23 protein-coding genes and 1 rRNA gene are annotated in these 23,922 nt (G+C 68.3%); 13 read left to right on the top strand and 11 right to left on the bottom strand.

Features of this window, described 5'->3' with window-relative positions; all coding sequences use genetic code 11:
* The first annotated feature begins 89 nt into the window (after positions 1–89).
* The 3 genes from pstC to pstB are packed head-to-tail and all read left to right on the top strand — an operon-like array spanning position 90 to position 2,970.
* Positions 90–1,094 (top strand): phosphate ABC transporter permease subunit PstC, encoded by a 1,005-nt coding sequence (gene pstC / locus OID54_RS17855; RefSeq protein ID WP_329020822.1) that lies wholly within the window; start codon positions 90–92, stop codon positions 1,092–1,094.
* Complete coding sequence (gene pstA / locus OID54_RS17860; protein ID WP_329020824.1) at positions 1,091–2,167, top strand: phosphate ABC transporter permease PstA; 1,077 nt, start codon at positions 1,091–1,093, stop codon at positions 2,165–2,167. Before pstC ends, pstA begins: the two co-directional genes overlap by 4 nt.
* A 26-nt stretch (positions 2,168–2,193) precedes the next feature.
* Positions 2,194–2,970 (top strand): phosphate ABC transporter ATP-binding protein PstB, encoded by a 777-nt coding sequence (gene pstB, locus OID54_RS17865; RefSeq protein WP_329020826.1) that lies wholly within the window; start codon positions 2,194–2,196, stop codon positions 2,968–2,970.
* 195 nt (positions 2,971–3,165) lie between these two features.
* On the opposite strand, the gene OID54_RS17870 is transcribed toward pstB, so the two are convergent.
* The 3 genes from OID54_RS17870 to OID54_RS17880 are packed head-to-tail and all read right to left on the bottom strand — an operon-like array spanning position 3,166 to position 6,083.
* Positions 3,166–4,407, bottom strand: coding sequence for an HNH endonuclease (locus OID54_RS17870; protein ID WP_329020828.1), 1,242 nt, complete (start codon positions 4,405–4,407; stop codon positions 3,166–3,168).
* A 51-nt stretch (positions 4,408–4,458) separates the two neighbouring features.
* Complete coding sequence (locus OID54_RS17875; protein WP_329020830.1) at positions 4,459–5,457, bottom strand: inorganic phosphate transporter; 999 nt, start codon at positions 5,455–5,457, stop codon at positions 4,459–4,461.
* Between the two features lie 5 nt (positions 5,458–5,462).
* Complete coding sequence (locus OID54_RS17880; protein ID WP_329020832.1) at positions 5,463–6,083, bottom strand: DUF47 domain-containing protein; 621 nt, start codon at positions 6,081–6,083, stop codon at positions 5,463–5,465.
* Positions 6,084–6,322: 239 nt separating this feature from the next.
* Here OID54_RS17880 and OID54_RS17885 point away from each other — a divergent pair, with 239 nt between their 5' ends.
* Positions 6,323–6,673: a metal-sensitive transcriptional regulator gene (locus OID54_RS17885; protein ID WP_329027606.1), complete on the top strand. Its 351-nt coding sequence runs from the start codon at positions 6,323–6,325 to the stop codon at positions 6,671–6,673.
* A 103-nt stretch (positions 6,674–6,776) separates the two neighbouring features.
* Here OID54_RS17885 and OID54_RS17890 read toward each other — a convergent pair whose 3' ends face one another.
* Positions 6,777–6,947, bottom strand: coding sequence for a hypothetical protein (locus OID54_RS17890; RefSeq protein WP_329028032.1), 171 nt, complete (start codon positions 6,945–6,947; stop codon positions 6,777–6,779).
* Between the two features lie 81 nt (positions 6,948–7,028).
* Positions 7,029–8,018 carry a hypothetical protein gene (locus tag OID54_RS17895; RefSeq protein ID WP_329020834.1) on the bottom strand — a complete coding sequence of 330 codons (990 nt, stop codon included), beginning with the start codon at positions 8,016–8,018 and terminating at the stop codon, positions 7,029–7,031.
* A gap of 155 nt (positions 8,019–8,173) precedes the next feature.
* Between OID54_RS17895 and OID54_RS17900 the strand changes: the two genes are divergently transcribed.
* From OID54_RS17900 to OID54_RS17910, 3 genes are all read left to right on the top strand, one after another.
* Positions 8,174–8,395 carry a hypothetical protein gene (locus tag OID54_RS17900; RefSeq protein ID WP_329020836.1) on the top strand — a complete coding sequence of 74 codons (222 nt, stop codon included), beginning with the start codon at positions 8,174–8,176 and terminating at the stop codon, positions 8,393–8,395.
* Between the two features lie 162 nt (positions 8,396–8,557).
* Entirely contained in the window at positions 8,558–10,129 is a 1,572-nt protein-coding gene (locus OID54_RS17905) for an FAD-binding oxidoreductase (protein WP_329020838.1), read from the top strand.
* Between the two features lie 348 nt (positions 10,130–10,477).
* Complete coding sequence (locus tag OID54_RS17910) at positions 10,478–10,822, top strand: hypothetical protein (protein ID WP_329020840.1); 345 nt, start codon at positions 10,478–10,480, stop codon at positions 10,820–10,822.
* Between the two features lie 162 nt (positions 10,823–10,984).
* On the opposite strand, the gene OID54_RS17915 is transcribed toward OID54_RS17910, so the two are convergent.
* The 3 genes from OID54_RS17915 to OID54_RS17925 all read right to left on the bottom strand — a co-directional run bounded on the left by OID54_RS17915 (position 10,985) and on the right by OID54_RS17925 (position 14,093).
* Positions 10,985–11,767 (bottom strand): phosphatase PAP2 family protein, encoded by a 783-nt coding sequence (locus OID54_RS17915; protein WP_329020842.1) that lies wholly within the window; start codon positions 11,765–11,767, stop codon positions 10,985–10,987.
* A 264-nt stretch (positions 11,768–12,031) separates the two neighbouring features.
* Positions 12,032–13,051, bottom strand: a complete 1,020-nt coding sequence (locus OID54_RS17920) for a C40 family peptidase (protein WP_329020844.1) — start codon at positions 13,049–13,051, stop codon at positions 12,032–12,034.
* A 229-nt stretch (positions 13,052–13,280) separates the two neighbouring features.
* A complete protein-coding gene (locus tag OID54_RS17925; RefSeq protein WP_329027608.1) occupies positions 13,281–14,093 on the bottom strand; it encodes an SAM-dependent methyltransferase in 813 nt (270 codons plus the stop codon).
* 453 nt (positions 14,094–14,546) lie between these two features.
* Between OID54_RS17925 and OID54_RS17930 the strand changes: the two genes are divergently transcribed.
* From OID54_RS17930 to OID54_RS17955, 6 genes are all read left to right on the top strand, one after another.
* Positions 14,547–14,855, top strand: coding sequence for a hypothetical protein (locus OID54_RS17930; RefSeq protein WP_329020846.1), 309 nt, complete (start codon positions 14,547–14,549; stop codon positions 14,853–14,855).
* 252 nt (positions 14,856–15,107) lie between these two features.
* Entirely contained in the window at positions 15,108–15,962 is an 855-nt protein-coding gene (locus OID54_RS17935) for a hypothetical protein (RefSeq protein ID WP_329020848.1), read from the top strand.
* Positions 15,952–17,268: a hypothetical protein gene (locus tag OID54_RS17940; RefSeq protein ID WP_329020851.1), complete on the top strand. Its 1,317-nt coding sequence runs from the start codon at positions 15,952–15,954 to the stop codon at positions 17,266–17,268. Before OID54_RS17935 ends, OID54_RS17940 begins: the two co-directional genes overlap by 11 nt.
* Positions 17,265–18,818 carry an SCO6880 family protein gene (locus OID54_RS17945; protein WP_329020853.1) on the top strand — a complete coding sequence of 518 codons (1,554 nt, stop codon included), beginning with the start codon at positions 17,265–17,267 and terminating at the stop codon, positions 18,816–18,818. The genes OID54_RS17940 and OID54_RS17945 overlap by 4 nt, the downstream gene beginning before the upstream one ends.
* An 8-nt stretch (positions 18,819–18,826) precedes the next feature.
* Positions 18,827–20,248 carry an ATP-binding protein gene (locus tag OID54_RS17950; protein ID WP_329020855.1) on the top strand — a complete coding sequence of 474 codons (1,422 nt, stop codon included), beginning with the start codon at positions 18,827–18,829 and terminating at the stop codon, positions 20,246–20,248.
* Positions 20,249–20,275: 27 nt separating this feature from the next.
* Positions 20,276–21,802, top strand: coding sequence for a type VI secretion protein (locus OID54_RS17955; protein WP_329020858.1), 1,527 nt, complete (start codon positions 20,276–20,278; stop codon positions 21,800–21,802).
* Between the two features lie 38 nt (positions 21,803–21,840).
* Here OID54_RS17955 and OID54_RS17960 read toward each other — a convergent pair whose 3' ends face one another.
* From OID54_RS17960 to rrf, 3 genes are all read right to left on the bottom strand, one after another.
* Positions 21,841–23,007, bottom strand: a complete 1,167-nt coding sequence (locus tag OID54_RS17960) for an RNA polymerase sigma factor (RefSeq protein WP_329027610.1) — start codon at positions 23,005–23,007, stop codon at positions 21,841–21,843.
* Positions 23,008–23,015: 8 nt separating this feature from the next.
* Positions 23,016–23,423 carry a YciI family protein gene (locus OID54_RS17965; protein WP_329020859.1) on the bottom strand — a complete coding sequence of 136 codons (408 nt, stop codon included), beginning with the start codon at positions 23,421–23,423 and terminating at the stop codon, positions 23,016–23,018.
* A 342-nt stretch (positions 23,424–23,765) separates the two neighbouring features.
* Positions 23,766–23,882 (bottom strand): 5S ribosomal RNA (rrf, locus tag OID54_RS17970).
* Positions 23,883–23,922 lie beyond the last annotated feature (40 nt).

Here is a 23,922-nt window from a genome sequence, read left to right on the forward strand (position 1 = left end):
CCCGAGAAGCCCGCCCACCAAACCCATCCGGTGCACCGCCGCCAGGGGAGCCCCCACCAGGCGACTCCCCCACACAGACCGGAAAGACCATGGCATCGACGACACCCATAGACACACCCCCACCCCCTCTCGCCCCGATCGCCCCCCTCGACGCGAAGAACGGCTCCACCGGGCGGGCGGGCGACAAGATCTTCCTGGGCCTCTCCCGCGGCTCGGGCATCCTGCTGCTGCTCGTCATGGCGTCGATCGCCGCGTTCCTGACCTATCGCGCGGCCATCGCCATCTCGAAGGACGAGGGCAACTTCTTCACCACCTTCGACTGGAACCCGGCCGGGAACCCGCCCGTGTTCGGCATCGCGGTCCTCCTCTTCGGCACGGTCGTCAGCTCACTGATCGCGATGATGATCGCCGTCCCGATCGCAGTGGGCATCGCCCTGTTCATCTCCCACTACGCGCCCCGCCGGCTCGCCGGCCCGCTGTCGTACGTGGTCGATCTGCTGGCCGCCGTGCCGTCGATCATCTACGGCATCTGGGGCGCCCTGTTCCTCGTGCCTTACCTCGAAGGGCTCAACCTCTGGCTGGACGACTTCTTCGGCTGGACGTACCTCTTCGAAAAGACCGAGGTCGGGGTGGCCCGTTCGCTGTTCACCGTGGGCATCCTGCTCGCGATCATGATCCTGCCGATCGTGACCAGCGTCAGCCGGGAGGTCTTCCTCCAGGTCCCGAAGATGAACGAGGAGGCCGCGCTCGCGCTCGGCGCGACCCGCTGGGAAGTCATCCGGATGTCGGTGCTCCCCTTCGGCCGCTCCGGTGTCATCTCCGCCTCGATGCTGGGACTGGGCCGCGCACTCGGCGAAACGATGGCGGTGGCGACCGTCCTCTCCCCGAGCTTCGTGATCTCGCTCCATCTGCTCAACCCGGGCGGCGGCACCTTCGCCCAGAACATCGCGGCGAAGTTCGACGAGGCCAATGAACTCGGACGGGACGCGCTGATCGCATCCGGTCTGGTGCTGTTTGTCCTCACCCTGCTGGTCAACGGCGCGGCGCGGCTGATCATCGCCCGCCGCAAGGAGTATTCGGGGGCCAACGCATGAGCCACACCGCAGTACAGGACCGGCCCGCCAGCCCCGCCCCGCCCAGCCCGGACAGCCTCAACGGCCAAAAGCTCCCCCGCTGGGCACCGCTCGGATTCGCCGCCATCGCCACCGCCCTGGGCTGTGGCCTCGGCGCACTCGCGGGCTGGCAGAGCAAGATCCAGTGGGGGATGGTCTCCGCCCTCCTCTTCCTGACCTTCTCCTACGTGGCGACCTCCCTGGTGGAGAACCGCCGCCAGGCCAAGGACCGACTGGCCACCAGCGTCGTCTGGGTGTGCTTCATCCTGGCCGTCGTACCGCTGTTCTCGCTGATCTGGGTGACCGTCAGCCGGGGCGTGAAGGTCCTCGACGGCTACTTCCTCACCCACTCGATGGCGGGCGTCCCCGGCTTCGAAGCGGGCGGTGGCGTCTACCACGCCATCGTCGGCACCCTCCAACAGGTCGGACTCGCCACCCTGGTGTCCGTACCGATCGGACTGCTGACCGCCGTCTACCTCGTCGAGTACGGCGGCGGGGCGCTGGCGAAGGCCGTCACCTTCTTCGTCGACGTGATGACCGGCATCCCGTCCATCGTGGCGGGCCTCTTCCTCCTCTCGGTCATGTTGATGTTCGAACTCAGCCCGTCGGGGCTGATGGGCGCGCTGGCACTGGCGATCCTGATGCTGCCCGTCGTGGTGCGCTCCACGGAGGAGATGCTCAAGCTCGTGCCGAACGAGTTGCGTGAGGCGGCACTTGCGCTGGGCGTGCCCAAGTGGCGAACGATCCTGAAGGTCGTCATCCCGACCGCCCTCGGCGGCATCACCACGGGCGTGATGCTCGCGATCGCCCGGATCGCCGGCGAGACCGCCCCGATCATGCTGCTGGTCTTCGGCAGCCAGCTGATCAACACCAATCCGTTCGAAGGTGCGCAGTCCTCGCTTCCGTTCTACATCTGGGAGCAGTACCGGGTCGGCAGCGAGGCGTCGTACGACCGCGCCTGGGCCGCCGCACTGGTCCTGATCGCCTTCGTCATGATCCTCAACCTGGTGGCCCGCGGCATCGCCCGCTGGAAGGCACCGAAGACCGGCCGCTGAGCGGCCCACGGGAAGTGAACACAAAGATGGCCAAGCGAATCGACGTCAGCGGACTGACCGCCTACTACGGCTCCCACAAGGCGATCGAGGACATCTCGATGACCGTGGAGCCCCGCTCGGTGACGGCGTTCATCGGCCCCTCCGGCTGCGGCAAGTCCACCTTCTTGCGCACCCTGAACCGCATGCACGAGGTCACCCCCGGCGGACGTGTCGAGGGCAAGGTGCTCCTGGACGACGAGAACCTGTACGGGGCCCAGGTGGACCCGGTCGCGGTGCGCCGCACGGTCGGCATGGTCTTCCAACGGCCCAACCCCTTCCCCACCATGTCGATCTTCGACAATGTGGCGGCGGGTCTACGGCTGAACGGCTCCGTCAAGAAGGGCCAGCTCCCCGACGTCGTCGAGAAGTCACTGCGGGGCGCGAACCTCTGGAACGAGGTCAAGGACCGCCTCCACAAGCCCGGCTCGGGCCTCTCGGGCGGCCAGCAGCAGCGGCTGTGCATCGCCCGCGCGATCGCGGTCGAACCCCAGGTGCTGCTGATGGACGAGCCCTGCTCGGCGCTTGACCCCATCTCCACGCTGGCGATCGAGGATCTGATCGGCGAACTGAAGGAGCGCTTCACGATCGTGATCGTGACGCACAACATGCAGCAGGCGGCGCGGGTCTCGGACCGGACGGCGTTCTTCAACCTGTCAGCGGTGGGCCAGCCGGGGAGGCTCATCGAAATAGACGAAACCGAGCGGATCTTCGCCAACCCCTCGGTCCAGGCCACGGAGGACTACATCTCGGGCCGCTTCGGCTGAGCCCGCCCCACCAGTCCGTCTCGCGGTGCTGCCTGGCGGTGCCACCGCAAGACACGGGCCCGCCCCACTCCCCGGGGCGGGCCCATCCGCATCCCCAGGCACCCCGCCGCAGCGGCCTCAAGCCTGCACCCCACGCCACCGCCAGCGGGACCGGGTACCGTGCCGAAACCCTCGCCACGGCCCCACTCAGCCGCGCTACGAATCCCCGCCGCCCGGGCCTGCGTCAGCCCCGCCCATCAATCGGTCATGCCGCTCCCGCGTGCTCGCCAACAGCACGTCCCGCATGGCCTCCCGCGTACTGCCACGTGTCTTGACGGCATGGCAGTTGGGGCACAGGGCCGCCATCTGACTGGGATGGTCCCGCCCGCCGCGGGTGATCTCCACGATGTGGTCGACTTCCAGTATCGGTTGCCCGGCATCGGTCACGTCATTCGGCTGACCACCGCAGTGCACGTGCTCGCAGTTGCCCTCGCTGCGATACAGCACGGCCATGCGTGCGGACGCCAGCCGGATCGGGTTGTTGACAATGCGCTCCACCCGTCTGCCACGACTCCCCGCCTCCTGGCCCTCGGCGCGTGCGCACAACAACTCGTACTGGGCGGCCCGGACGACCGCGGGATCGACCTCGCCCAGCCCGAGGTCCTCGACGAAGAGGCCGACATCCCGGAGCAGCGGCTCGCAGTCGAGCCCGACGAAGTAGGTACCGAGCACGACCTCCAACACGGCGAGACGGGTTTCGCCGAAGCGCCGCAACCGTTCGTAGACGGGCTCGCTGAGACCGCCGACGGGTTGATTCCCTGCGAACCACCGTCGAAGTCCGGCATCACCGTGTGCGGTCGGCACCGCATCCTGGTGCGCGGGCAACGCCCAGAGCCCGGCACGGCTCAGGGCCGCCACGGGGTAGTCCACCCGCGGCCGTTCACCACGAACGCCGTGCCGCTCAACCAGCGCGCGCACCGCGGCTTCCGTCTCACTCCAGGACAGCAGCCGGTCCTCACCCCGCAGGGCGCGCCCCATGGCCCACAACAGGGTGATGGGCTGGTGGAGTGCGGGGGCACCGTTGGCGCGACTCACCTTCAGTCGGGACACCAGCCGGACGAGTTCGTCGTGGGAGAGGGAGCTCAAAACGGGCAGCGGTTCGGCTTCCACCGGGTCGTGATCTTCCCCCACGACGGTGAAACCGAGCTCGCGGAGCAGTCGGGCAGCGTGTTGGGCGCCTCCCGAGAAGTTATCCGGCCGCAGCGGGGCCAGCCCCGGCAGAAACCCATGGGCGGCGCCGAAGATCGCCTTGGAGTCGTAGTGCCGACCTTCATGAACGAGGAAGTAGCTCCGGGCCGGTCGGAAGCCGTACTTCTGGAGGAAGGTGTCCCGACCGAGCCGGTCGAACTCCTCGATCGCCTGCAGGACCGCGGTGTGCGTGATGTCTGTCCGCCCCATGGCGAAGACTGTAGGCGAGGGCACCGACAGTGGTGGGAGCCCTCACAAGGCTCAGCCGAAGACGAGGTAGACGACCCCGTAGCTCATCGCCGCCACCGCGGCTGCCGCGGGCATGGTGATGAACCACCCCATGACGATGTTCTTGGCGACCCCCCAGCGGACCGCGTTCACCCGCTTCGTGGCCCCCACACCCATGATCGCCGAGGTGATCACATGGGTTGTCGAGATGGGGGCGTGGAACAGGAAGGCGGAGCCGAACATGATCGACGCGCCCGTCGTCTCCGCCGCGAAGCCCTGCGGCGGGTCCAGTTCGATGATCTTGCGGCCGAGGGTGCGCATGATGCGCCAGCCGCCCGCGTACGTCCCGAGCGAGAGCATCACCGCACACGCGATCTTCACCCAGACCGGGATCGCGTCGCCCTGGTCCTCCACGTCCGCGATGACCAGGGCCATCACCACGATGCCCATGGTCTTCTGCGCGTCCTGGAGGCCGTGGCCCAGGGCCATCGCCGCCGCCGAGACCGTCTGGGCGATGCGGAACCCGCGCTTGGCCTTGTGCGGATTGGACTTCCGGAAGATCCACATGATCGCGACCATCACCAGATAGCCGGCGACCAGGCCGACGACGGGCGAGATGAACATGGGGATGACGACCTTCTCCAGCACCCCCGACCAGATCACCTCCGTACCGCCGGCGAGCGCAGCGCCCACCATTCCGCCGAACAAAGCGTGCGAGGACGAGGACGGCAGACCGAAGTACCAGGTCACCAGGTTCCAGACGATCGCCCCGATCAGTGCGGCGAAGAGGATTCCCATCCCCTTGCTGCCCTGCGGGGTGGCGATCAGTCCCTCGCTGACGGTCTTGGCGACGCCCTGCCCGAGGAACGCGCCCACCAGGTTCATCACGGCCGCCATCGCCAGCGCGGCGCGCGGCGTCAGAGCCCTGGTGGAGACGGAGGTGGCGATCGCGTTCGCCGAGTCGTGGAAGCCGTTGGTGTACGTGAATCCGAGCGCGACACCGATGGTCACGATCAGAGCGAAGGTGTCCACGAGGTTCAGGACTCCTTGACCGCGATGGTCTCCACGGTGTTCGCCACGTGCTCGAAGGCGTCGGCCGCCTCTTCCAGCACATCCACGATCTGCTTGAGCTTCAGCACCTCCATCGCGTCGTACTTGCCGTTGAAGAGCTGGGCCAGGAGCTTGCGGTGGATCTGGTCGGCCTGGTTCTCCAGCCGGTTGACCTCGATCCAGTACTCGGTGAGGTTCTCCATGGTCCGCAGGTGCGGCATCGCCTCGGCGGTCAACTCAGCCGCACGCGCCAGCACCTCGATCTGCTGCTCGACGCCCTTGGGCAGCTCCTGCACCTGGTACAGCACCACCAGGTCGACGGCCTCCTCCATGAAGTCCATGATGTCGTCGAGGGAGGATGCGAGGTTGTAGATGTCCTCGCGGTCGAAGGGCGTGATGAACGAGGAGTTCAGCTGGTGGAAAATGGCATGGGTGGCGTCGTCGCCCGCGTGCTCCGCCGCCCTCATCCGTTCCGCGATCTCGGCCCGGGAAGATGCATCGGCCCCGAGCAGTTCCATGAGGAGCTTGGAGCCCGTGACGATGTTGTCCGCCGACGCGGCGAACATGTCGTAGAAGCTCGTCTCCCTGGGGGTCAGACGAAAGCGCACGTGGGGTCCTCGGGGTGCTGTGGATTCGGACAGGCTGATGCTAGGCGCATTCTTCCGGCCACGGCCAACCATCGTTCTTCAGTGTCGCCCATCGGGCACAGTGAGGATCATGGGCCCCGACCTCCCGCTCGGAGATTGGGTACCATATACCCATGAGGGGTATAGCGCCCCTCTTAAGTCAGCACCATTCGGATATGCATGGCGCGGATCAGTACGGCCAGGACCAACGGGAGGACCCGATGACGACCACCGAGGCGGCCGGCCCCCCGGTCACCGAAGCCACCCCTCTCACCGACCACGACAGGGGCGTGCACGGCTACCACCACCAGAAGGACGAGCACCTCAAGCGGCTGCGCCGGATCGAGGGCCAGGTCCGCGGCCTCCAGCGGATGGTCGACGAGGACGTCTACTGCATCGACATACTGACCCAGGTCTCCGCCTCCACCAAGGCGCTCCAGTCCTTCGCCCTCCAACTGCTGGAGGAGCACCTGCGCCACTGTGTCGCCGACGCAGCGGTCAAGGGCGGCACCGAAGTGGACGCCAAGGTCGAAGAAGCCACCAAGGCCATCGCCCGACTGCTGCGCACCTGAGCGACTCCGCCCCCTGCCGACCGGGCCAGCGCTTCGCCTCCACCTGCTCGCGCCCCGCAGGCGTACGGGTCGGGGCGCAACATCGCCCCGACCCCGCCCGCGATCACCCCTGGTGGGGCGGGCGCTCGGTCACTACCTTGAGTACCTCGTCGATGCGGTCCGAACTGAGCCGCTCCCCATCAGCGGCCGAAGCAGCGATGATCAACTCGCCGCACAGTTCGATCTCGGCGAGGGCCACGTAGTCCTGGACCAATGTCGTACTGGGCGGAGCCACGTGCATTCACCTCTTCCTGCCGGTACCGGCTTCCTAGCGTAGGGAGTGATGCACGCGCCGCGCATGGCACGTCCGGACCATTTAGCCCCTGATCCTCCCGGCATAAATGTCACGTTCAGCTGGCAGTCGCACGGCCACCGGCAACCCGAAGCCGTCGAGCACCGTGATCGAGGTGACGGTGACCGTGCCGTCCCCGTTGGCGAAGGTGAAGCGGTGCCGCACCTTGCGCATGCGTCCCTCGTCGTCCAGGTAGACGTCAAAAGCGACTCGGTCCCTGGCGAACCCTTTCGCCGCAGCCGCCAGCGCCGGACGCGCGGCGGGCCGCGCCACCCGGGCCGCCCGCGAGAGGTCGGTGCTGCCGCGGAAATGTCGTACCGCCCCACCTTCGAAGACCTTCTCCCCCAGGTAGATCACTTCGCCGGCACCCCTCAGCAACTCGGCCGCGGTCAGCGGATCGGTCGCCCCTCCGGTCACCAGATTGCCGTCCGCCAGGGTGGACGTGTCGATGCGCACCCACTTGTCGGCGGGCACCCCGGCACCCCTGTTCTTCATATAGAGCGCCCCCGGCGCCAGCAACTCGACCACGGGACGGTGTTCCTCGGCGCCCGCGAGGTCCTCCGGGAGCGTGACCGTCAGCCGCCCCATCCCACGGGCGAAGTCGTACCGCCCCTCGCCGTGGAGCGTCACCCGGGTTCCCCCGGTCGCCGTCTCCATGGACGTGCGCGCCCGAGCGCTCCGCGCCGCCAACAGCGCATCGGCGGCAGACCTCACCGCATCCGCCGCGGCGATCCCGGGGCCCCGATCGGATACGGCACCCGATGGCCCGTCACCATCGCCGGGTGCGCTGGCGCTCGGGCCCCCGCGCTCGGCGGGTGTCCCTGAGCGGTCCGGCTGCGCCTGGCCTCCGCCAAGGTGCCCCTGGGCGTTCGCCAGGCCCGGATCGCGATCCGCACTGCTCCCATCGCTGCCAACGCCCTCGTTGACCGAGCAGCCACCGGTCACGGTCACCACTGCGAGTACGGCGGCGACCGCGACCACCCCGCCGCTCCGCCCGTGCTGTCGCACCACCATCGCTGCCAACCCCCAACAACCGGAACCGCTGCTTCTACTGCTTGAGGCCCCTGGAGGGCGTTCGGGGCGAGACCACAGCCCGTCCCGCCTAACGAGTGCCGCGGTCCGCCGTCACGCGAGGACCGCCGCCGAAGCGCCCCCAGTACCGTGGTGACGTGCCCCAGCAAGACCACCCCGGCAACGGGCAGACGACCACCGTCGAGCGCGGTTCCTTCGCCCTGGCCCACTGCGTCTGCGGCTGGACGGGTCCGGCCCGCCGCTCGCGCGACCGCGCCCGTACCGACGCCCGGGAGCACGGTTGTACCTCCCCCGCCGTACCCCGCCCCACGCCAGCACCAGCACCAGCACCAGCAGACGAGAGCGTGCCGAGCGCCTGAAGACCCAATCCGTCGCATCGCATCGCCGCGCCAAGCGGCTCCGGGCCACTCCGGGCGGCGAATTCCCGATCCCTCGCAACCCGATCCGCACAACCCGGTGACATCGAGCCCGCCGACCGGAACACTCTGCCCCGACGACAGGCCACGCCCCGGGGAGGTCGGATGGACCGGCGCGCACTGCTCACCACCGCGGTCGCCCTGGCCTCGACCGCGGCCTGCGGTCGAGGAGACACCGATCCGCCCCCTTCCCCCTCGGCCAGCCGCCCGACCACACCCGGCAGCCCGTCGGCCCGCACGCCCACCCCCACCGCCACGCGCTCTCCACGGAACTGGCGTTCCCTGGCCGCCGGTCTCGACGGCCGACTGATATCCCCGGACGACGCCGACTACCGAAGCGCGCGTCAACTCTTCAACACCCGGTTCGACGACCAGCGCCCCGCCGCCGTCGTCTACGTCAGCGGCGAAGCCGACATCCAGGAGTGCCTGGCCTTCGCCAGGGCCCACCGCGTCCCCGTCTCCATCCGCAGCGGCGGCCACTCCTACGCGGGCTGGTCCTCCGGCAACGGCCGCCTCGTCATCGATGTGTCGACCCTGAACCGTGTCACCCCCGACGGCCCCATCGGCGCCGGCGCCCAGCTCATCGACGTCTACCGAACCCTGGGCGCAGCCGGTCGCACCCTCCCCGCAGGCTCCTGCCCCTCCGTCGGCATCTCCGGTCTCACCCTCGGCGGTGGACATGGCGTTGCATCAAGGGCGTACGGGCTGACCTGCGACAACCTCACGGCAGCAACCATCGTGACCGCGGACGGCACCGTGCGGACCGCCAGCGCCGAACGCGAGAAGGACCTCTTCTGGGCGCTGCGCGGCGCGGGCAACGGAACCTTCGGCGTGGTGACCTCCCTGGAGTTCCGTACCCACCCCGCCCCACCGGTCGTCCTCGGCCGCCTCCAGTGGCCCTGGTCGAAGGCGGCTGCCGTGCTCACGGCCTGGCAGCGCTGGGGCCCGGACCAAGGGGACGAGATCTGGTCGGCCGCTCTCCTGGCAGCGGACCCCGGCGGCGGCAACCCGACCTGCGCGATCAACCTGTTCTCGCTCGCCACGAAAGGCGACACCCAGAACGCCGTGGACCGGCTCGTGGACGCAGTGGGCTCCCCGGCCGACTCCGACTCCCTGCGATCGCGCGACTACCTCGACGCCATGCTCGACTACGCGGGCTGCTCCTCCCTCACCGCCGACGAATGCCGACTACCGGGCTCGGTGCCCGGCCGCAGCAGCGAGGGCACGCTGAACCGCGCCACCTACACGGCCGCATCCGACTTCTTCCACCGCGAGATCCCAGCGGCGGGCATCCGCTCGCTGCTGAACGCGGCGGAGGCGTTCAGGAGGCTTCCGGACGGACAGGGCAAGGGCTCCATCTCACTGACCGCGCTCGGGGGCGCCATCAACCGGATACAGCCGCTGTCGACCGCCTTCGTACACCGCCGCTCCCGGGTACTGGCGCAGTACAACGCCTCCTGGCGGGCGGGCACCTCCGGCCGGGCCGAACAGTCCTGGCTGCAACGGACGCACGGGGCGATGCGCGGCCATGCGTCCGGGGCCGCGTATCAGAACTACACCGACCCCCTGCTGACGGACTGGCGGCGGGCCTACTACGGCCCGGCGACGGGACGGCTCACGGAGCTGAGGCGGCGGTACGACCCCGACCGCCTGCTGGACTTCCCGCACGCCTTCTGACGGCTGTCCCCGCACCACCCGTTCCCGGAACCGACGTCACTACCCCGAACGGCGGCGGCTGAATGGCCATGAGGGCCGGCGCGGGGTGCCCTGGTCCTAGAAGGTCCCTCCCGGCGTTCCGAAGGGTTCCGGAGCATCCACCGCGATGACGAGTCCAGCGGCCCCGCGCCCTGTGACGGCTCCGTGTTGCTCCAACGCCCTCCAGCCGCCCGCGCCGAACGGAACTTCCGCTCAGCCAGCGACAGCCAGCGCACCAGCAGTACGCCCTGTACCGCCGATGCCGATCCCCGAGCCAACCGCCTCCCGAGCCAACCGGCAGCCGACACCAGCCAGCAAGGACGTCCCAGCATGAAGGGTTCCCTCAGCCGCGGCGGACGAATAGCCGCCGTCACCGCGACCACCGCTCTCGCCGTCGCCCTGCCCCTGTGCGGCACCGCCACCTCTCCCCCGCCCGGTGGCGACCCTCCGAGCGGCCTGGCCGGCCCGCAGAACAGCCGGCCCGCGTCAGCCGAACGAGAAGCGGCCGAGCAGGAGTCGGCCGAGCAAGCCAACACCGCGCCACCCAGCGCATCGAAGCCGGACGGCCCCATCGAGTCGTCGCTCTCCGTCATGGGTACGGGAGTGGTGGCCGGGGCTGCGACCGTGATGATCGTCCGCCGCCACCAACGTCGCAGCCGCAACGGCCGCCGCTAGGAACTCCCCGTACGACCCCACCGCCCCCGTGCTGCCCGTCCCGTATACCGCGGGGCCGTCCCGCACTGCGCGCAGGACCAAAAGACCCACATACGACGAACGGCCATCGCATGAGCCCGTGGGGCACATCGCGATGACCGTCACCGATCAGGGGGCACAGACCTAGGCGGCTAGATCCTTCTCTCCGGTGCCCTCGGCCCGGGGCTCCGGGATGCCGAGCGCCTCGGCCCGTCCGCCGTCCCGGTCAAGGAGCGGCGAGCGGACGAGCCAGCCGGCTCTTGATGCGGCGATCGCGCCGACCAACGGGGTCAGCAGTGCCATGGCGAGGGGCGCCAGCAACAGCGTGATCGCCGTACCGAGGGCGAAGCCGCCGATCACGTCCGTGGGGTAGTGCACGCCCATGTAGACGCGCAGGAAGCCTTCGGCCAGCGCGAGCCCCAGCGCGGCGTATCCCAGCGAACGGTGGGCGAGGAAGATCCCGACGGCGATCGCCATGGCCATGGTCGAGTGGTCACTGACGAACGAGTAGTCCGTCTTGCCCAGGACGAGAACTTCCAGGTCCTTGTGGTCCACGAAGGGTCTGGGGCGCTCGACGAACCCCCGGATGGGGATGTTGACAACGATCGCCAACGCGGCAGCGAGCGGCGCCCAGGCAAGGGCTGCGACGCCGGTGATCGAGTCCTCCGCAGTACCGCGGCGGCGCATCGCCCACCAGCTCAGCAGACCGACGGCGACCAGGCCGAACATGATCCCGTACTCGCCGACGAATCCCATGATGCGATCGAACCAGGGGGGCGCGGCCTTGGAGAGGTCGTTGATGTCGTAGAGCAGGGCGACGTCGGGACTGGCCCCACCGCCCGACTCCGCGAGGTGGGTACTCGTCTCCGCGGTGGGAAGTCCCGTCCTTGGCTCCGCCAGGGGAATCCCCGATGCGAGTCCAGCCATCTGCTGCGGCCCCTGCCTTCTGTTGCCCTGTAGTGCCCTGTGTCCGCCGCGGCACACAGTGGTGCACCGCTTTCTGCCACCCCCGTGATCAGTGTCATGTGACTGCTGCATGGTCAGTGCGGCTGCTCAGTCCAGGGAACGGCCTGTTCCCCGCAGAGGTTCCACACTCCACCGAACGATCACCATGACGTTACCGAAGAGAAATACATCGCCGCAGCTCAGCGCCTTGGCTTAACGGAGAGTTCCGGCCACGCGACAGCCCTGTCAGGCCGTCGGAGGGTGCGTGGGAAGCGAATTCGCGCCGTCCTCGGTAACCCGGGTCGCGCCAAAATAGTCTGGGGTGTCGATTTTGTCGAAACGAATCACGGCGCCCGGCCGCGGCGCGTTGATCATGTAGCCGCCGCCGACGTACAGACCCACATGCCGGATCGCCCGTGAGTTGGTGAGGTCGTCGGAGAAGAAGACCAGGTCACCGGGGAGCAGTTCACCGCGTGAAGGGTGCGGGCCCGCGTTGTACTGGTCGTTGGCGACGCGGGGGAGATCGATGCCAACCGTTTTGAAAGCGGCCTGAGTCAGCCCGGAACAGTCGAACCGCCCGTCCTGTTCCGGTGTGCCGTTGCCGCCCCAGAGGTACTTGGTTCCCAACTGCCGCTGCGCGAAGTCGATGGCTCCCGCGGCCTGCCGGGAAGGGTCCACCCGCCCGATGGGCCGGGCGAAGCTCTTCTCCAACGTACGGATGACCTTCACGTAGTTCTGGGTTTCCTTGTACGGGGGAACACCGCCGTACCGGATCACCGCGTAGGCACCGGCGTTGTAGGCGGCGAGCATGTTGTTGGTGGGATCGCCGCCGGCCTTCTTCACATATCCGGCCAGTTTGCAGTCGTAGGTGGCTGCCGACGGAATGGCGTCGGCCGGGTCCCACACATCGCGGTCGCCGTCCTTGTCGCCGTCAACTCCGTGCGCGGCCCAGGTGCCGGGGATGAACTGGGCGATGCCCTGGGCGGCTGCGTGGCTCTGCGCCCGGGGGTTCCAACCGCTCTCCTGGTACAGCTGGGCGGCGAGGAGCGCGGGGTTGATCGCGGGGCAGAGGTTGCCCCACGTCTGCACCAGCGCCTGGTAGCGCGCGGGCACGGCACCCTTGGCCAGCCCCACGGCTCCTGACTTGCCGTTGACGCCGCCCCCGAAGAGTCCCGAAGCGGCGGAGAAGGTGCCCACGACCAGCAGGGCGATGAACAGAAGGCAGGCCCCGACGGACATTCCCGCGATCAGCCATGCCTTACGCACCGTCAACCACCCTTCACCCCATGGGAGTACGCCCTGCGCCAGTGTAGGCGGCGCAGGGGCATTTCAGGAGATGGCCCAAGAGGGCGGTACGGGGGTGTTCGGCGGCCGGATTCCGGCCGCCGCAGCCGGACGTCACCCCTCGCCCGAGGGCCGCACCCACCCCTTCACGACATGAGCCCTTCCCGAACGGTCCGGCGTCTTCGCGCATCTCACGCCTCACCCGCCCCCTTCACGGTTTGCGCCCCACCCCCGCGTACATGGCCACCTCGGCCGCCCCCTCGCCGCTGGCGCCCGGGCGCCAGCGCGAACACGGGACCACGCCGGGTTCGAGCAGTTCCAGACCGTCGAAGTACCGCTCGATCTGGGTCGGGTTGCGCTGGGTGAGTCGGGGTGTCCCGTGCTCGTTCCAGAAGGCGACCGCGGCATCGACCTCGGGCATCGAAGCACTGGTGATCGTGTGCGACAGCACGAGGTGGCTGCCAGGCGCCAGCGCAGACATCAGTCGCCGTACGAGGTCGTACGTCTCCTCATGGTCCTCGACGAAGATGACGACACCCAGCAGCATCAGCGCGACCGGCTGGGACAGGTCGAGCGTCTTGGCCGCGCGCTCCAGGATCAGGTCCGTGTCGCGCAGATCGGCGTCGAGGTAGTCGGTACGGCCCTCCGGGGTGCTCTTGAGCAGCGCACGGGCATGGGTGAGGACCAGGGGGTCGTTGTCCACGTAGACGATCCGCGACTCGGGTGCCACCCGCTGGGCGACCTCATGGGTGTTGTCGCCGCTGGGCAGTCCCGTCCCGATGTCGAGGAACTGGCGCACCCCTGCCGTCGTGACCAGATGGTTCACGGACCGTCCGAGGAAGAGCCGGTCGGCGAGGGCGTACTCCCCGATACCGGGATGGATCGATCGGATGCGATCGCCCGCCTCACGATCGACGGGGTAGTGGTCCTTGCCGCCCAACCAGTAGTTCCAGATCCGGGCGGTGTGGGGCCGTGTGGTGTCGATCCGGACGAGGCTGTCCTGATATTCCGTCACACGACCCACCGTATCCAAGTAGCCACTCTCAGACAGGCGTTGCGGAAGGCAGGGACTTCCCCCCAGAACCGGGGCCCGGGAGGACGGGTCACCCTCACCCCGGCGCAGCGCGGGAGCCCCGTCTGTATCCACCACCGCACCACCGGGACAGACGTGACGCAGTCGGCCTCAAAGCGGACAGCGCGCGCCGGAAACGTGAGGAACGCCCCAAAGGTGGAACAACGACAGTCATTGCCCGGAGTCACTCTCCGTGATACACAGAGTGACGGTACGGGCTCCTCGCAGCGGATTGGTCCACCTCTCCGCAGGTCAGGGCGGGTGGGATCGGTCATACGTGCGGAGATCGGGTAAAGAGACCAGCCAAGTCGGCATACGCGGACGGTTTCATCAGCGAAGATAGAGCGATGACCCATGCCGAGGGGCACGGGCGGCTAACAACCCGACAGGGGCGGTGACTTACACATGATCCTGGCAGCCGAAAAGGGCGACATCAACACCATCATCGGCGGAATCGCTCCAAATTGGGGGCCTTTCGGCGACCTGGGCCAAGAAGCCCGGGTGATGATCGAGGTAGTGATGGCCGTGGCCATCTTGCTCTGCCTGGGCATCGCGATCTGGGGCGCGGCCAAGCAGCGCATCGGCGCGACCGCGCTCCGCGACACCTTCAGCGCCGAGCAGGGCAAGGGCCTGATCGTCGCCGGTCTGACCGGCGTCTTCATCATCGGATCACTGGGGACCGTCTTCACCATCGTGTACGGGATGGCCGTCTGACCCGCCCCGTCCGCCCCGACCTCATTCGTCCACGCCCCGCACCCATTCCTCCCCTCTCCTCAGAGGTTGCGTCTCCCTGATGTCGAGTCACCACACCGCGCCCACGCGGAACCCAGCGCGACTACCGTCGTCGTACGACACGGAGTACGACTCGGATTACGACAGGCAGTGCGGCACGGAGTCGGCCTCCGCGGATCTGCACACGGTTGGGGGAGGACGTCTCCCGCAGCGGAGCGAGGGGACGGGCACACGATGAGCCACGGGGACGAACACGGATACCGCGGCGACCCCGGCAGCCGTACCGACGACGACTTCGGGGGTACGGGCCAGACCCGCACCCGGCTGCCAGGCGCCGGCGACACCGACGAGTACGGAGTGGCCCGCCGCCCCGCCCGCAGCTCCCGCTCACTGATCACCGTGATCGGCATCGTGGTGCTCCTGATCGCCGCCATCGCCTTCGTCAACCGGGGCGACGACGGTGACGAACCCGACAGCTCACCGAAGGGCGCCGACGCCCAACCGACATCGGCCACGGGCGTGGACCCCGTCAAGGGCAAGACCGCGAACATCCCCACCGGCTACGCACGCGACGAACAGGGCGCCCAGAGCGCGGCGGCGAACTACGCGGTGGCACTGGGGTCTGACGGGATGTATTCCCAAACCAGCCGCGTCGACATCGTGAACACCGTGTACGCCCCCGAGGTCGCCGAAGCCCGCAGAGGCGATCTCGACAAGGTGTACTCGGACGAGAAGTTCCTCAGCGGCATCGGGTTGAAGCCAGACGGATCAGCACCTGAGGGAATGACCTTCGTCACCCGCACCAACCCGATGGGCTCCAAGGTGGAGAACTTCAGCGCCGACACCGCGAAGGTCTCCGTCTGGTACTCCGAACTGTTCGGGCTAGCCGGCGAATCCTCCAAGACTCCGGTCACCCAGAGCTGGTACACGAACACGTTCGAACTGAAGTGGGTCAACGGTGACTGGAAGGTCGCCGACTTCACACAGAAGGACGGCCCAGTTCCCGTCGGCCGCGATCAGACCGCTTCCGGCGCCAAGGAGATGGCCGATGCCGTCGAACAGTTCGGAGGGTTCACCTATGCACGCTAGTCGCCGCACTCTCTCCGTCGCCACCGCGTTCGCCAGCATCCAGACCGCGGTGGTCCTCCTTGCCTCCCGAGCGACCGCCGCACCGACTCCGACTCCGAGCCCGTCGCCCAGCCCGAGCAAGAGCAGCGACTCCTGTGAGCTGGTGCGCGGTCCGGCCCGCGACTTCTGTGACAGCGGCGAACCGGGTGGAGCCCGTCGGAGCAGTCCCCTCGACGACCCCGCCAACGCCGCCGACCCCCTCGGCGCCCTCGCCCGCGGCTGCGCCGACGCCGCCTCGTGGACCGTGGAGACCCTCTCCAAGGCCGTGAAGTCCACCGCGACCGTCGACTTCACCAACACCACGTTCCTCTCCCAGTACGCGATCGTCTTCGCCGCCGCCACGATCCTCACGCTCATCCTCTGGCTGCTCGCCGTCGCCAAGCGCGCCATCCGCGGCGTTCCGCTGATGACCGCCGTCTCCGAGGCCATCGGATTCCTCTGGCTGACCGTCCTCGCCTCGGCGTTCACCCCGCTGATCCTCTACACCTTGGTCTCGGCCACCGACGGGGTCACCGACGTCATCGCGGGCGGCACCAGCAGGGACACGGATGTGTTCTTCGGGACCTTCTCCGAGGCCCTGAAGAAGGGCGAGGGCATCGGTGGCGGCCCGATCATGCTCATCGTGGTCTCCCTGGTCACCATCGTCGCCGCGGGAGTCCTGTACCTGGAGCTCTTCATCCGCGCGATCCTGCTGTACGTCGGCGCCCTCCTCGGCGTCGTCGTCTACTCAGGACTTGTCGACAAGAACATGTGGGGCAACGCCCGCCGCTGGGTCGGCATCATGATCGCGATCATCCTGGTCAAACCGGTCATCGTGATCGTCCTGGGACTGGCGGGCGCGCTGTCCGCCGACGACGGACCCGACTCCTTCTCCGCCGTGGTCTCCGGACTCGCCATCATCATCCTGGCCATCGTCGCCTCCGCGATGATCTACCGGTTCGTCCCCGGCTTCGGCGACGAGATCGCGGCCTCCCGGAACAACCGCCTCCAGGGCGGGGTCGAGAACCGGGCCGCCGCCGTCATCAGCTCCCCCGCCGCCCTCGTGTCACAGGGCATCAAGACCCACAGCGCCCGCGGCAACCCCGGCAGCGAAAGCAACAGCAGCAGCGCCGCCCGTCCCGCGAACGCCGTCGGCGGGGGCATGGCCGCCCACAGCAGCCGCCCCACCGGAGGTTCCGGCGGAGCCGCACCGCCGCCCCGTAGCGCACCCCCCGGCACCGGCTCCCCGCACGGCAACCGCAACAGCACAGGAGGTTCAGGGCGTTGAGCACCCAGGCCCACCCCATCACGCCCCGCCGTACGTATCTCATCGGCCGGGCCCGGCCGAACGCGATCATCGGCAAGAACCGCGAGACCGGCGAGATCGCCCTGATCATCGCCGGCGCGTTCCTCGGCATGATGAGCGGGCTACTGGTCCCCCTCCTCACCCTGCGGATCGTGCTGCTGATGGGCTTCCCGATGATCGCACTGGCCGCGGTCTACGTGCCGTACAAGCACCGGACGTTCTACAAGTGGTTCGAGATCAACCGCAGCTTCAAGCGAACCGTCCGAGCCAACACCGTCTACCGCTCCACCGCCGTCGAAGCGGGCACCCGGCTCGACGGACGTGAGGTCGAAGTCGGGCCGCCGCCAGGCATCGGCAGGATCAACTGGCTCGCCGCGCCCTTCGGCCCCGACGAGATCGCCGTCCTCCTCCACGCCGACCGACGCACCGTCACCGCCGCCATCGAGATCGAGGGCCCCGGAGTCGGTCTGCGCGACAGCGAGGACCAGGAGGCGCTCGTCGACCGCTTCGGCACCCTGCTGAAGCACGTCGCCAACGGCGACGGATTCGTCACCCGCATCCAGATGCTCGCCCGTACGCTGCCCGCCGATCCGGACGCCCACGCCAAGGACGTCGCCCAGCGCGGCGACATCCACTCGCCGGTCTGGCTGCGCGACTCCTACGACCAGCTCCAGTCGATGGTCTCCACATCGAGCGAACAGCACCGCGCCTACCTGGTCGCCTGCATGCACTACACCCGCGACCTCGCCGCCGAGGCCCAAGCCATGGCCCGTGCCGCCCGCGCGGCCACCAAGTCCCGCAAGCTGGACAAGGACGCCGGACTCGCCGTCGTCATGGCCCGCGAACTCACCGACATCTGCGCCCGGCTCGCCGAAGCCGACATCCGCGTCCGCCAACCGCTCGGCCAGAGCCGGCTGGCCTCCCTCGTGCACTCCATGTACGACCCCGACCACCCCATCGACCACATCCAGGCCATGACCAAGCGCAACGCCTGGCCCGCGGAACTCGACGCCATGCAGCCCACCTACCTCCAGGCCAAGACCCGCGAGTCCTCCACCCGCGCACCCTGGTGCCACTCCACCGCCTGGGTGAAGGAATGGCCGATGACACCGGTCGGCGTGAACTTCCTCGCCCCGCTGCTCGTCCACACCCCTGATGTGATCCGTACGGTCGCGGTCACCATGGACCTCGAACCCACCGAAGTCGCCATCGAACGGATGCTCACCGAGAAGACCAACGACGAGGCCGACGCCAGCCGCGCCGCCAAGATGAACCGCACGGTCGACCCGCGGGACATCGCCGCCCACGGACGACTCGACCAGCGGGGTGAAGATCTCGCCAGCGGTGCGGCGGGCGTCAACCTGGTCGGGTACATCACTGTGTCGTCCCGTTCGCCCGAGGCCCTGGCCAGGGACAAGCGGACGATCAGGGCCTCAGCCGGCAAGTCGTACCTCAAGCTGGAGTGGTGCGACCGCGAGCACCACCGGGCCTTTGTGAACACCTTGCCGTTCGCGACCGGCATCCGGCGTTAGGGGCCCTTGTGCGAGATCCGATGACCGTCCTCACCGAGGCGTTCACCTCCTTCGTCTTCGGGAAGGTGGAAACGACCCGGATGCCCGTCCGCACCTCCACCGGACAGGCCCAGGCCGTCTACCTCCCGACCGCGGCCCCCGGCCTCGGCGACTCGGGCGTCATCATCGGCCGCGAGGTCTACAGCGGAAAGGGCTACATCTACGACCCGTTCCAGCTGTACGGTCAGCAGCTCCCCGCCCCGCACTGGCTCGTGCTCGGCGAGTCCGGGAACGGAAAGTCGGCGCTGGAGAAGACGTACGTCCTACGGCAACTGCGGTTCCGGGACCGCCAGGTCGTCGTGCTCGACGCGCAGGGCGAAGACGGCGTCGGCGAATGGAACCTCATCGCGCAGGAGCTGGGAATAACCCCCATCCGGCTCGACCCGATGACCGCCATGGACGACGGCATCCGACTGAACCCGCTGGACCCCGCGATCGCCTCCACGGGCCAGCTCGCCCTGCTGCGCACGATCATCGAGGTCGCCATGGGCCACGGTCTCGACGAACGCTCCGGCTTCGCCCTCAAGGTCGCCCACGCCTTCGTCAACGAGACCATCACCAACCGCCAGCCGGTCCTCACCGACATCGTCGAGCAGTTGCGCCACCCGGAAGCGGAGTCGGCGGAAGCGATGAACGTCGACATAGACGACGTACGCGCCTGGGGTCTCGATGTCGCCCTGGTACTCGACCGGCTCGTCGACGGTGACCTCAGGGGCATGTTCGACGGTCCCACGTCCGTGGGCATCGACCTCGACGCGCCGCTGATCGTCTTCGACCTCTCCCACATCGACCGCAACTCCATCGCCATGCCGATCCTGATGGCGATCGTCGGCGTGTGGCTGGAGCACACCTGGATCCGCCCCGACCGGAAGAAGCGCATCTTCCTGGTCGAAGAGGCATGGCACATCATCAATTCGCCGTTCGTGGCCCAACTCTTCCAGCGCCTCCTGAAGTTCGGCCGTCGGCTCGGCCTCTCGTTCGTCGCCGTCGTCCACCACCTCTCGGACGTCGTCGACGGGGCGGCGGCCAGAGAAGCGGCAGCGATCCTCAAGATGGCGTCCACCCGAACCATCTACGCACAGAAGGCGGACGAAGCCCGAGCCACCGGCCGGGTCCTCGGTCTGCCGCGATGGGCGGTGGAGATCATCCCCACCCTCACACCGGGCATCGCCGTCTGGGACGTGAACGGCAATGTGCAGGTCGTCAAACACCTGATCACCGAGGCGGAACGGCCGCTGGTCTTCACCGACCGGGCCATGACGGAGTCCTCGGGACCGACGCTCCCCGAGGACCTCGCAGCCGCGGAGTGGGAAACCGAGCAACGCGCCGCCCGCATCGAGCAGCAACGCCTCAACGAGGCGACCGAATCCTCCGAGTCGACCGTCGCCTGATGGGGGTGTCCGAGCCGAAGGAGTGAGATGAGAACGCACGAGCAGCCCCAACGGACCGGTGGAGTCCCCGACGGTCTCCTGGTGGGCCTGCTCGGCCTCTTCCTCGGATCACTGGTCATGGCATGGACGGCGACCGGGCTGGCCGGGCTCTTCGCGCACGGCGCCTGGCCGACCGGAGTGACCTTCAAGAACACCCCACAGGCATTGCGTTCCCTGATCTCCGCTCCCCAGGATCTCGCCGCCGCCTGGCCCGCCACCCCTGCGGAAGAACTCTCCGGATACGGGATGTTCTGGGGCATCCTCATCGGCCAACTGATGGCGCTGGGAGTCCTGACGGTCTTCGCCGTGGGCACCCTGGCCCGTTGGAAGTCTGTACGGGCGGCGGCCCGGCGCGACGGACAACCGGCGCAGGCAGCAGATCCGGACCAGCGGCAGACCAAGGACGGCCAGGAGACCGAACCCGACCAGGGCCCGGCCCTCGGCGTCTGGGACCCCTACGGCCCTACGTCCGCAAGTCGGGAGAACGCCACCACAGCACCGAACCCGGTGGAACAGTCCATGGAGCCCGCGGCACCAACCCCACCGGCCACCGCCGTGGCGCCGCCAGTCCCCGTACCCGTACCGATGCCCCGCACTCCGCGACTGCTCTACGGAGATGCCGCCACCCGGCGCCCCAGCGCGGTCCAGGCCGTCCTGGAGGCAGCGGGACCGGTACTCGTCATCACATCCGACCCCACCGTGTGGGCGGACACCAAGGACGCACGATCCAAGTTGGGACCCGTGCACATCTATGACCCAGGGCACCTCTGCGACACCCCGGCCCGCCTCCACTGGTCTCCGCTGACCGGTTGCGACCACGCCGACACCGCCGCCGCACGTGCCACCGCGCTCCTGGCCCCCGTGCGTCCGCGTGCCCTGCTCGACACGGCCATGGCCGACACCGCGGAAACCCTCCTGCGCTGCTGGCTGCACGCCGCGGCGATCGATAGCCGCCCGTTCAAACAGGTCCTCCGCTGGGCCCAGGGCGGTGGCACCCAGGAGGCCGTACGCATCCTCCGTACGCATCCCAAGGCCGCAGCCGGCCAGGCGGGGCTGTTGGAATCCGCGCTCACGGGTCACCCCGAACGCCGAGACATCGCCCAGCAGTTGACGCACCGCGCGCTCTCCGCACTGTCGTCGGTCCACATCCGTGAGGCGTGCACCCCAAATCGAAATGATTCGCTCGCCTTGGAATCATTCTTGGACGAAGGGGGAACTCTGTACCTGGTGGGGGAACCCATCGAAGACCCCCGCTCCGCCCCGGGGGCAATGCCACTGCTCACCGCTCTGGCCTCACACGTGGTCGAGCACGGCCGCCGCATGGCCGCACGGTCATCCGCCGGCCGGCTCGACCCACCAATGACCCTCGTCCTCGACGATGTCGCGGCCGTGGCTCCCGTTCCCCATCTCCCAGCGCTCCTGGCGCACGGTGAGGAACAAGGCATGATCACTCTGGTGCTGCTGCGCTCGGCCGAACAGGCCCGGGCCCGCTGGCCGGAACCGCTACCGCAGTAGCGCCTGTCCCCAGAACCCGTTTGCCTCGGCGGCCCGTTTCACGGTTGGGCGTTGAGTCGGGCCGCCTGACGCGTCAAATGGTCGCGCTCGGCAAGGTTGGGGGCCTTTCGGGCCGCCTGGGCGTACAGCCGTGCCGCCGTCACCGGGTCCCCGTCTCGTTCATGGAGGTACGCGGCCACCGCCGCATGGCGGGGCAGGGTGTCATCCAGCACCGCGAGTTCCGCCAGTCCGGCCCGCGGCCCGTCGGCCTCGCCGACGGCCACCGCACGGTTGAGCCGGACGACCGGACTGTCCGTCAACCGCACCAGTTCGTCGTACCACTCGACGATCTGCACCCAGTCGGTCTCCTCGGCGGTGAGCGCGTCGGCGTGCAGTGCGGCGATAGCGGCCTGGGCCTGGAACTCCCCCAGTCGATCGCGGGCGAGCGCCGCCTGAAGGATCTCGACGCCCTCGGCGATCGACCCGGTGTCCCACCGACCGCGGTCCTGCTCGGCGAGCGGAACCAGGCTGCCGTCCTGTGCGGTCCGGGCAGCACGCCGGGCGTGGTGCAGCAGCATCAGAGCAAGCAGCCCCGCCACCTCGGGATGGTCGATCGCGGCGGCAAGCTGCCGGGTGAGCCGGATGGCCTCGGCGGCGAGGTCCACATCGCCGGAGTAACCCTCGTTGAAGACCAGGTAGAGGACGCGCAGAACGGTCGCCACCTCCCCTGGCTGCTCGAACCGTACGTCGGAGACGGTGCGCTTGGCCCGGCCGATGCGCTGCGCCATGGTCGCCTCGGGGACCAGATATGCCTGAGCGATCTGGCGGGTGGTCAGCCCACCCACGGCGCGCAGGGTGAGTGCGACCGCTGACGACGGTGTCAGCGAGGGGTGCGCGCACAGGAAGTAGAGCTGGAGAGTGTCGTCCACGGCGGGGGCGGGCCCCGGTGCAGGCTCATCGTCGACAAGCCCTTCGCGCCGTCGACGGGCAGCGTCCGCCCTGGTCGCGTCGAGGAACTTGCGCCAGGCGACGGTGACCAACCAGCCCTTCGGATCCCGCACCGGGGTCTCGGGGGAGGAGCTCGGAGAGGGTTCTGTCGGCCAGTGGCGGACCGCCTCGATCAGCGCGTCTTGCACCGCATCCTCGGCCGCCGCAAAGTCTGCTCCGCGGCGGACGAGGATTCCGAGCACGCTCGGTGTGAGACTCCGGAGCAGAGCCTCATTCATCGGAGACGTCATTCGGTGATGGTGGGCGGCGCGGACAGGAACGGACGCAGCTCAAGCCACTCATGGATCGGCTTCCCGCCGGCCCCGGGGGCGGCCGAGAGTTCACCGGCCAGTTCGACGGCGCGCTCATAGCTGTCGACGTCGATCACCATCCAGCCGGCGATGAGGTCCTTGGTCTCGGCGAACGGCCCGTCGGTGACCGGTGGGCGACCCTCTCCGTCGTACCGGACGAATGTGCCCTCGGGGGCGAGCGCCTGACCGTCGATGAACTCGCCGGTCTTCTCAAGCCGGGCGGCGAAATCGTTCATGTACTGTACATGGGCTGAGATCTCCTGCGGCGTCCACTGGTCCATCGGCACGTCGTTGACGGCAGCCGGGGCGCCACGGTAGTGCTTGAGCAGCAGGTACTTGGCCATGGTGCTTCTCCTCGATGCTGTACGACCCATCGTGGTCGCGTTCACTACAGGGACGGAGCCAGTCACGGGTTCTCGACATCCCCCGACGACTTTTCTGACCCGTTTTCCTGATCCGCATTCTGGTGGACATGCCCCAGTTCGACTTCAGCGCAACGAGGCAAGTACACAGAGTCACTCTTCGAGATCTGCGACGGCCATCAGATGCCGCAAGTGGCAGCCCTTGTGCTGTGCTCCCGTTCAGGGCACTTCGGAAATGACCACGAAGTCCAGATGGGGAAAATGTGTCGGGGAATGCGAAAGGGCCCTGTACCTACCCGGTACAGGGCCCTTATCACAATGATTGTTCGGCGGTGTCCTACTCTCCCACAGGGTCCCCCCTGCAGTACCATCGGCGCTGAAAGGCTTAGCTTCCGGGTTCGGAATGTAACCGGGCGTTTCCCTAACGCAATAACCACCGAAACACTATAAAACCAACCGGAAATGTCACGGTCGTGGTTTC

Origin of the sequence: Streptomyces sp. NBC_00690 (assembly GCF_036226685.1) — a bacterium.
Classification (GTDB): Bacteria; Actinomycetota; Actinomycetes; order Streptomycetales; family Streptomycetaceae; genus Streptomyces.

Excerpts from the sequence above, each read along its gene's own strand:
- OID54_RS17955 (WP_329020858.1), top strand. The coding sequence starts at position 20,276 with ATGAGAACGCACGAGCAGCCCCAACGGACCGGTGGAGTCCCCGACGGT.
- pstC (WP_329020822.1), top strand. The coding sequence starts at position 90 with ATGGCATCGACGACACCCATAGACACACCCCCACCCCCTCTCGCCCCG.
- pstB (WP_329020826.1), top strand. The coding sequence starts at position 2,194 with ATGGCCAAGCGAATCGACGTCAGCGGACTGACCGCCTACTACGGCTCC.
- OID54_RS17905 (WP_329020838.1), top strand. The coding sequence starts at position 8,558 with ATGGACCGGCGCGCACTGCTCACCACCGCGGTCGCCCTGGCCTCGACC.
- OID54_RS17940 (WP_329020851.1), top strand. The coding sequence starts at position 15,952 with ATGCACGCTAGTCGCCGCACTCTCTCCGTCGCCACCGCGTTCGCCAGC.
- OID54_RS17895 (WP_329020834.1), bottom strand. The coding sequence starts at position 8,018 with ATGGTGGTGCGACAGCACGGGCGGAGCGGCGGGGTGGTCGCGGTCGCC.
- OID54_RS17885 (WP_329027606.1), top strand. The coding sequence starts at position 6,323 with ATGACGACCACCGAGGCGGCCGGCCCCCCGGTCACCGAAGCCACCCCT.
- OID54_RS17915 (WP_329020842.1), bottom strand. The coding sequence starts at position 11,767 with ATGGCTGGACTCGCATCGGGGATTCCCCTGGCGGAGCCAAGGACGGGA.
- OID54_RS17870 (WP_329020828.1), bottom strand. The coding sequence starts at position 4,407 with ATGGGGCGGACAGACATCACGCACACCGCGGTCCTGCAGGCGATCGAG.
- OID54_RS17935 (WP_329020848.1), top strand. The coding sequence starts at position 15,108 with ATGAGCCACGGGGACGAACACGGATACCGCGGCGACCCCGGCAGCCGT.
- pstA (WP_329020824.1), top strand. The coding sequence starts at position 1,091 with ATGAGCCACACCGCAGTACAGGACCGGCCCGCCAGCCCCGCCCCGCCC.
- OID54_RS17965 (WP_329020859.1), bottom strand. The coding sequence starts at position 23,423 with ATGGCCAAGTACCTGCTGCTCAAGCACTACCGTGGCGCCCCGGCTGCC.
- OID54_RS17960 (WP_329027610.1), bottom strand. The coding sequence starts at position 23,007 with ATGAATGAGGCTCTGCTCCGGAGTCTCACACCGAGCGTGCTCGGAATC.
- OID54_RS17930 (WP_329020846.1), top strand. The coding sequence starts at position 14,547 with ATGATCCTGGCAGCCGAAAAGGGCGACATCAACACCATCATCGGCGGA.
- OID54_RS17910 (WP_329020840.1), top strand. The coding sequence starts at position 10,478 with ATGAAGGGTTCCCTCAGCCGCGGCGGACGAATAGCCGCCGTCACCGCG.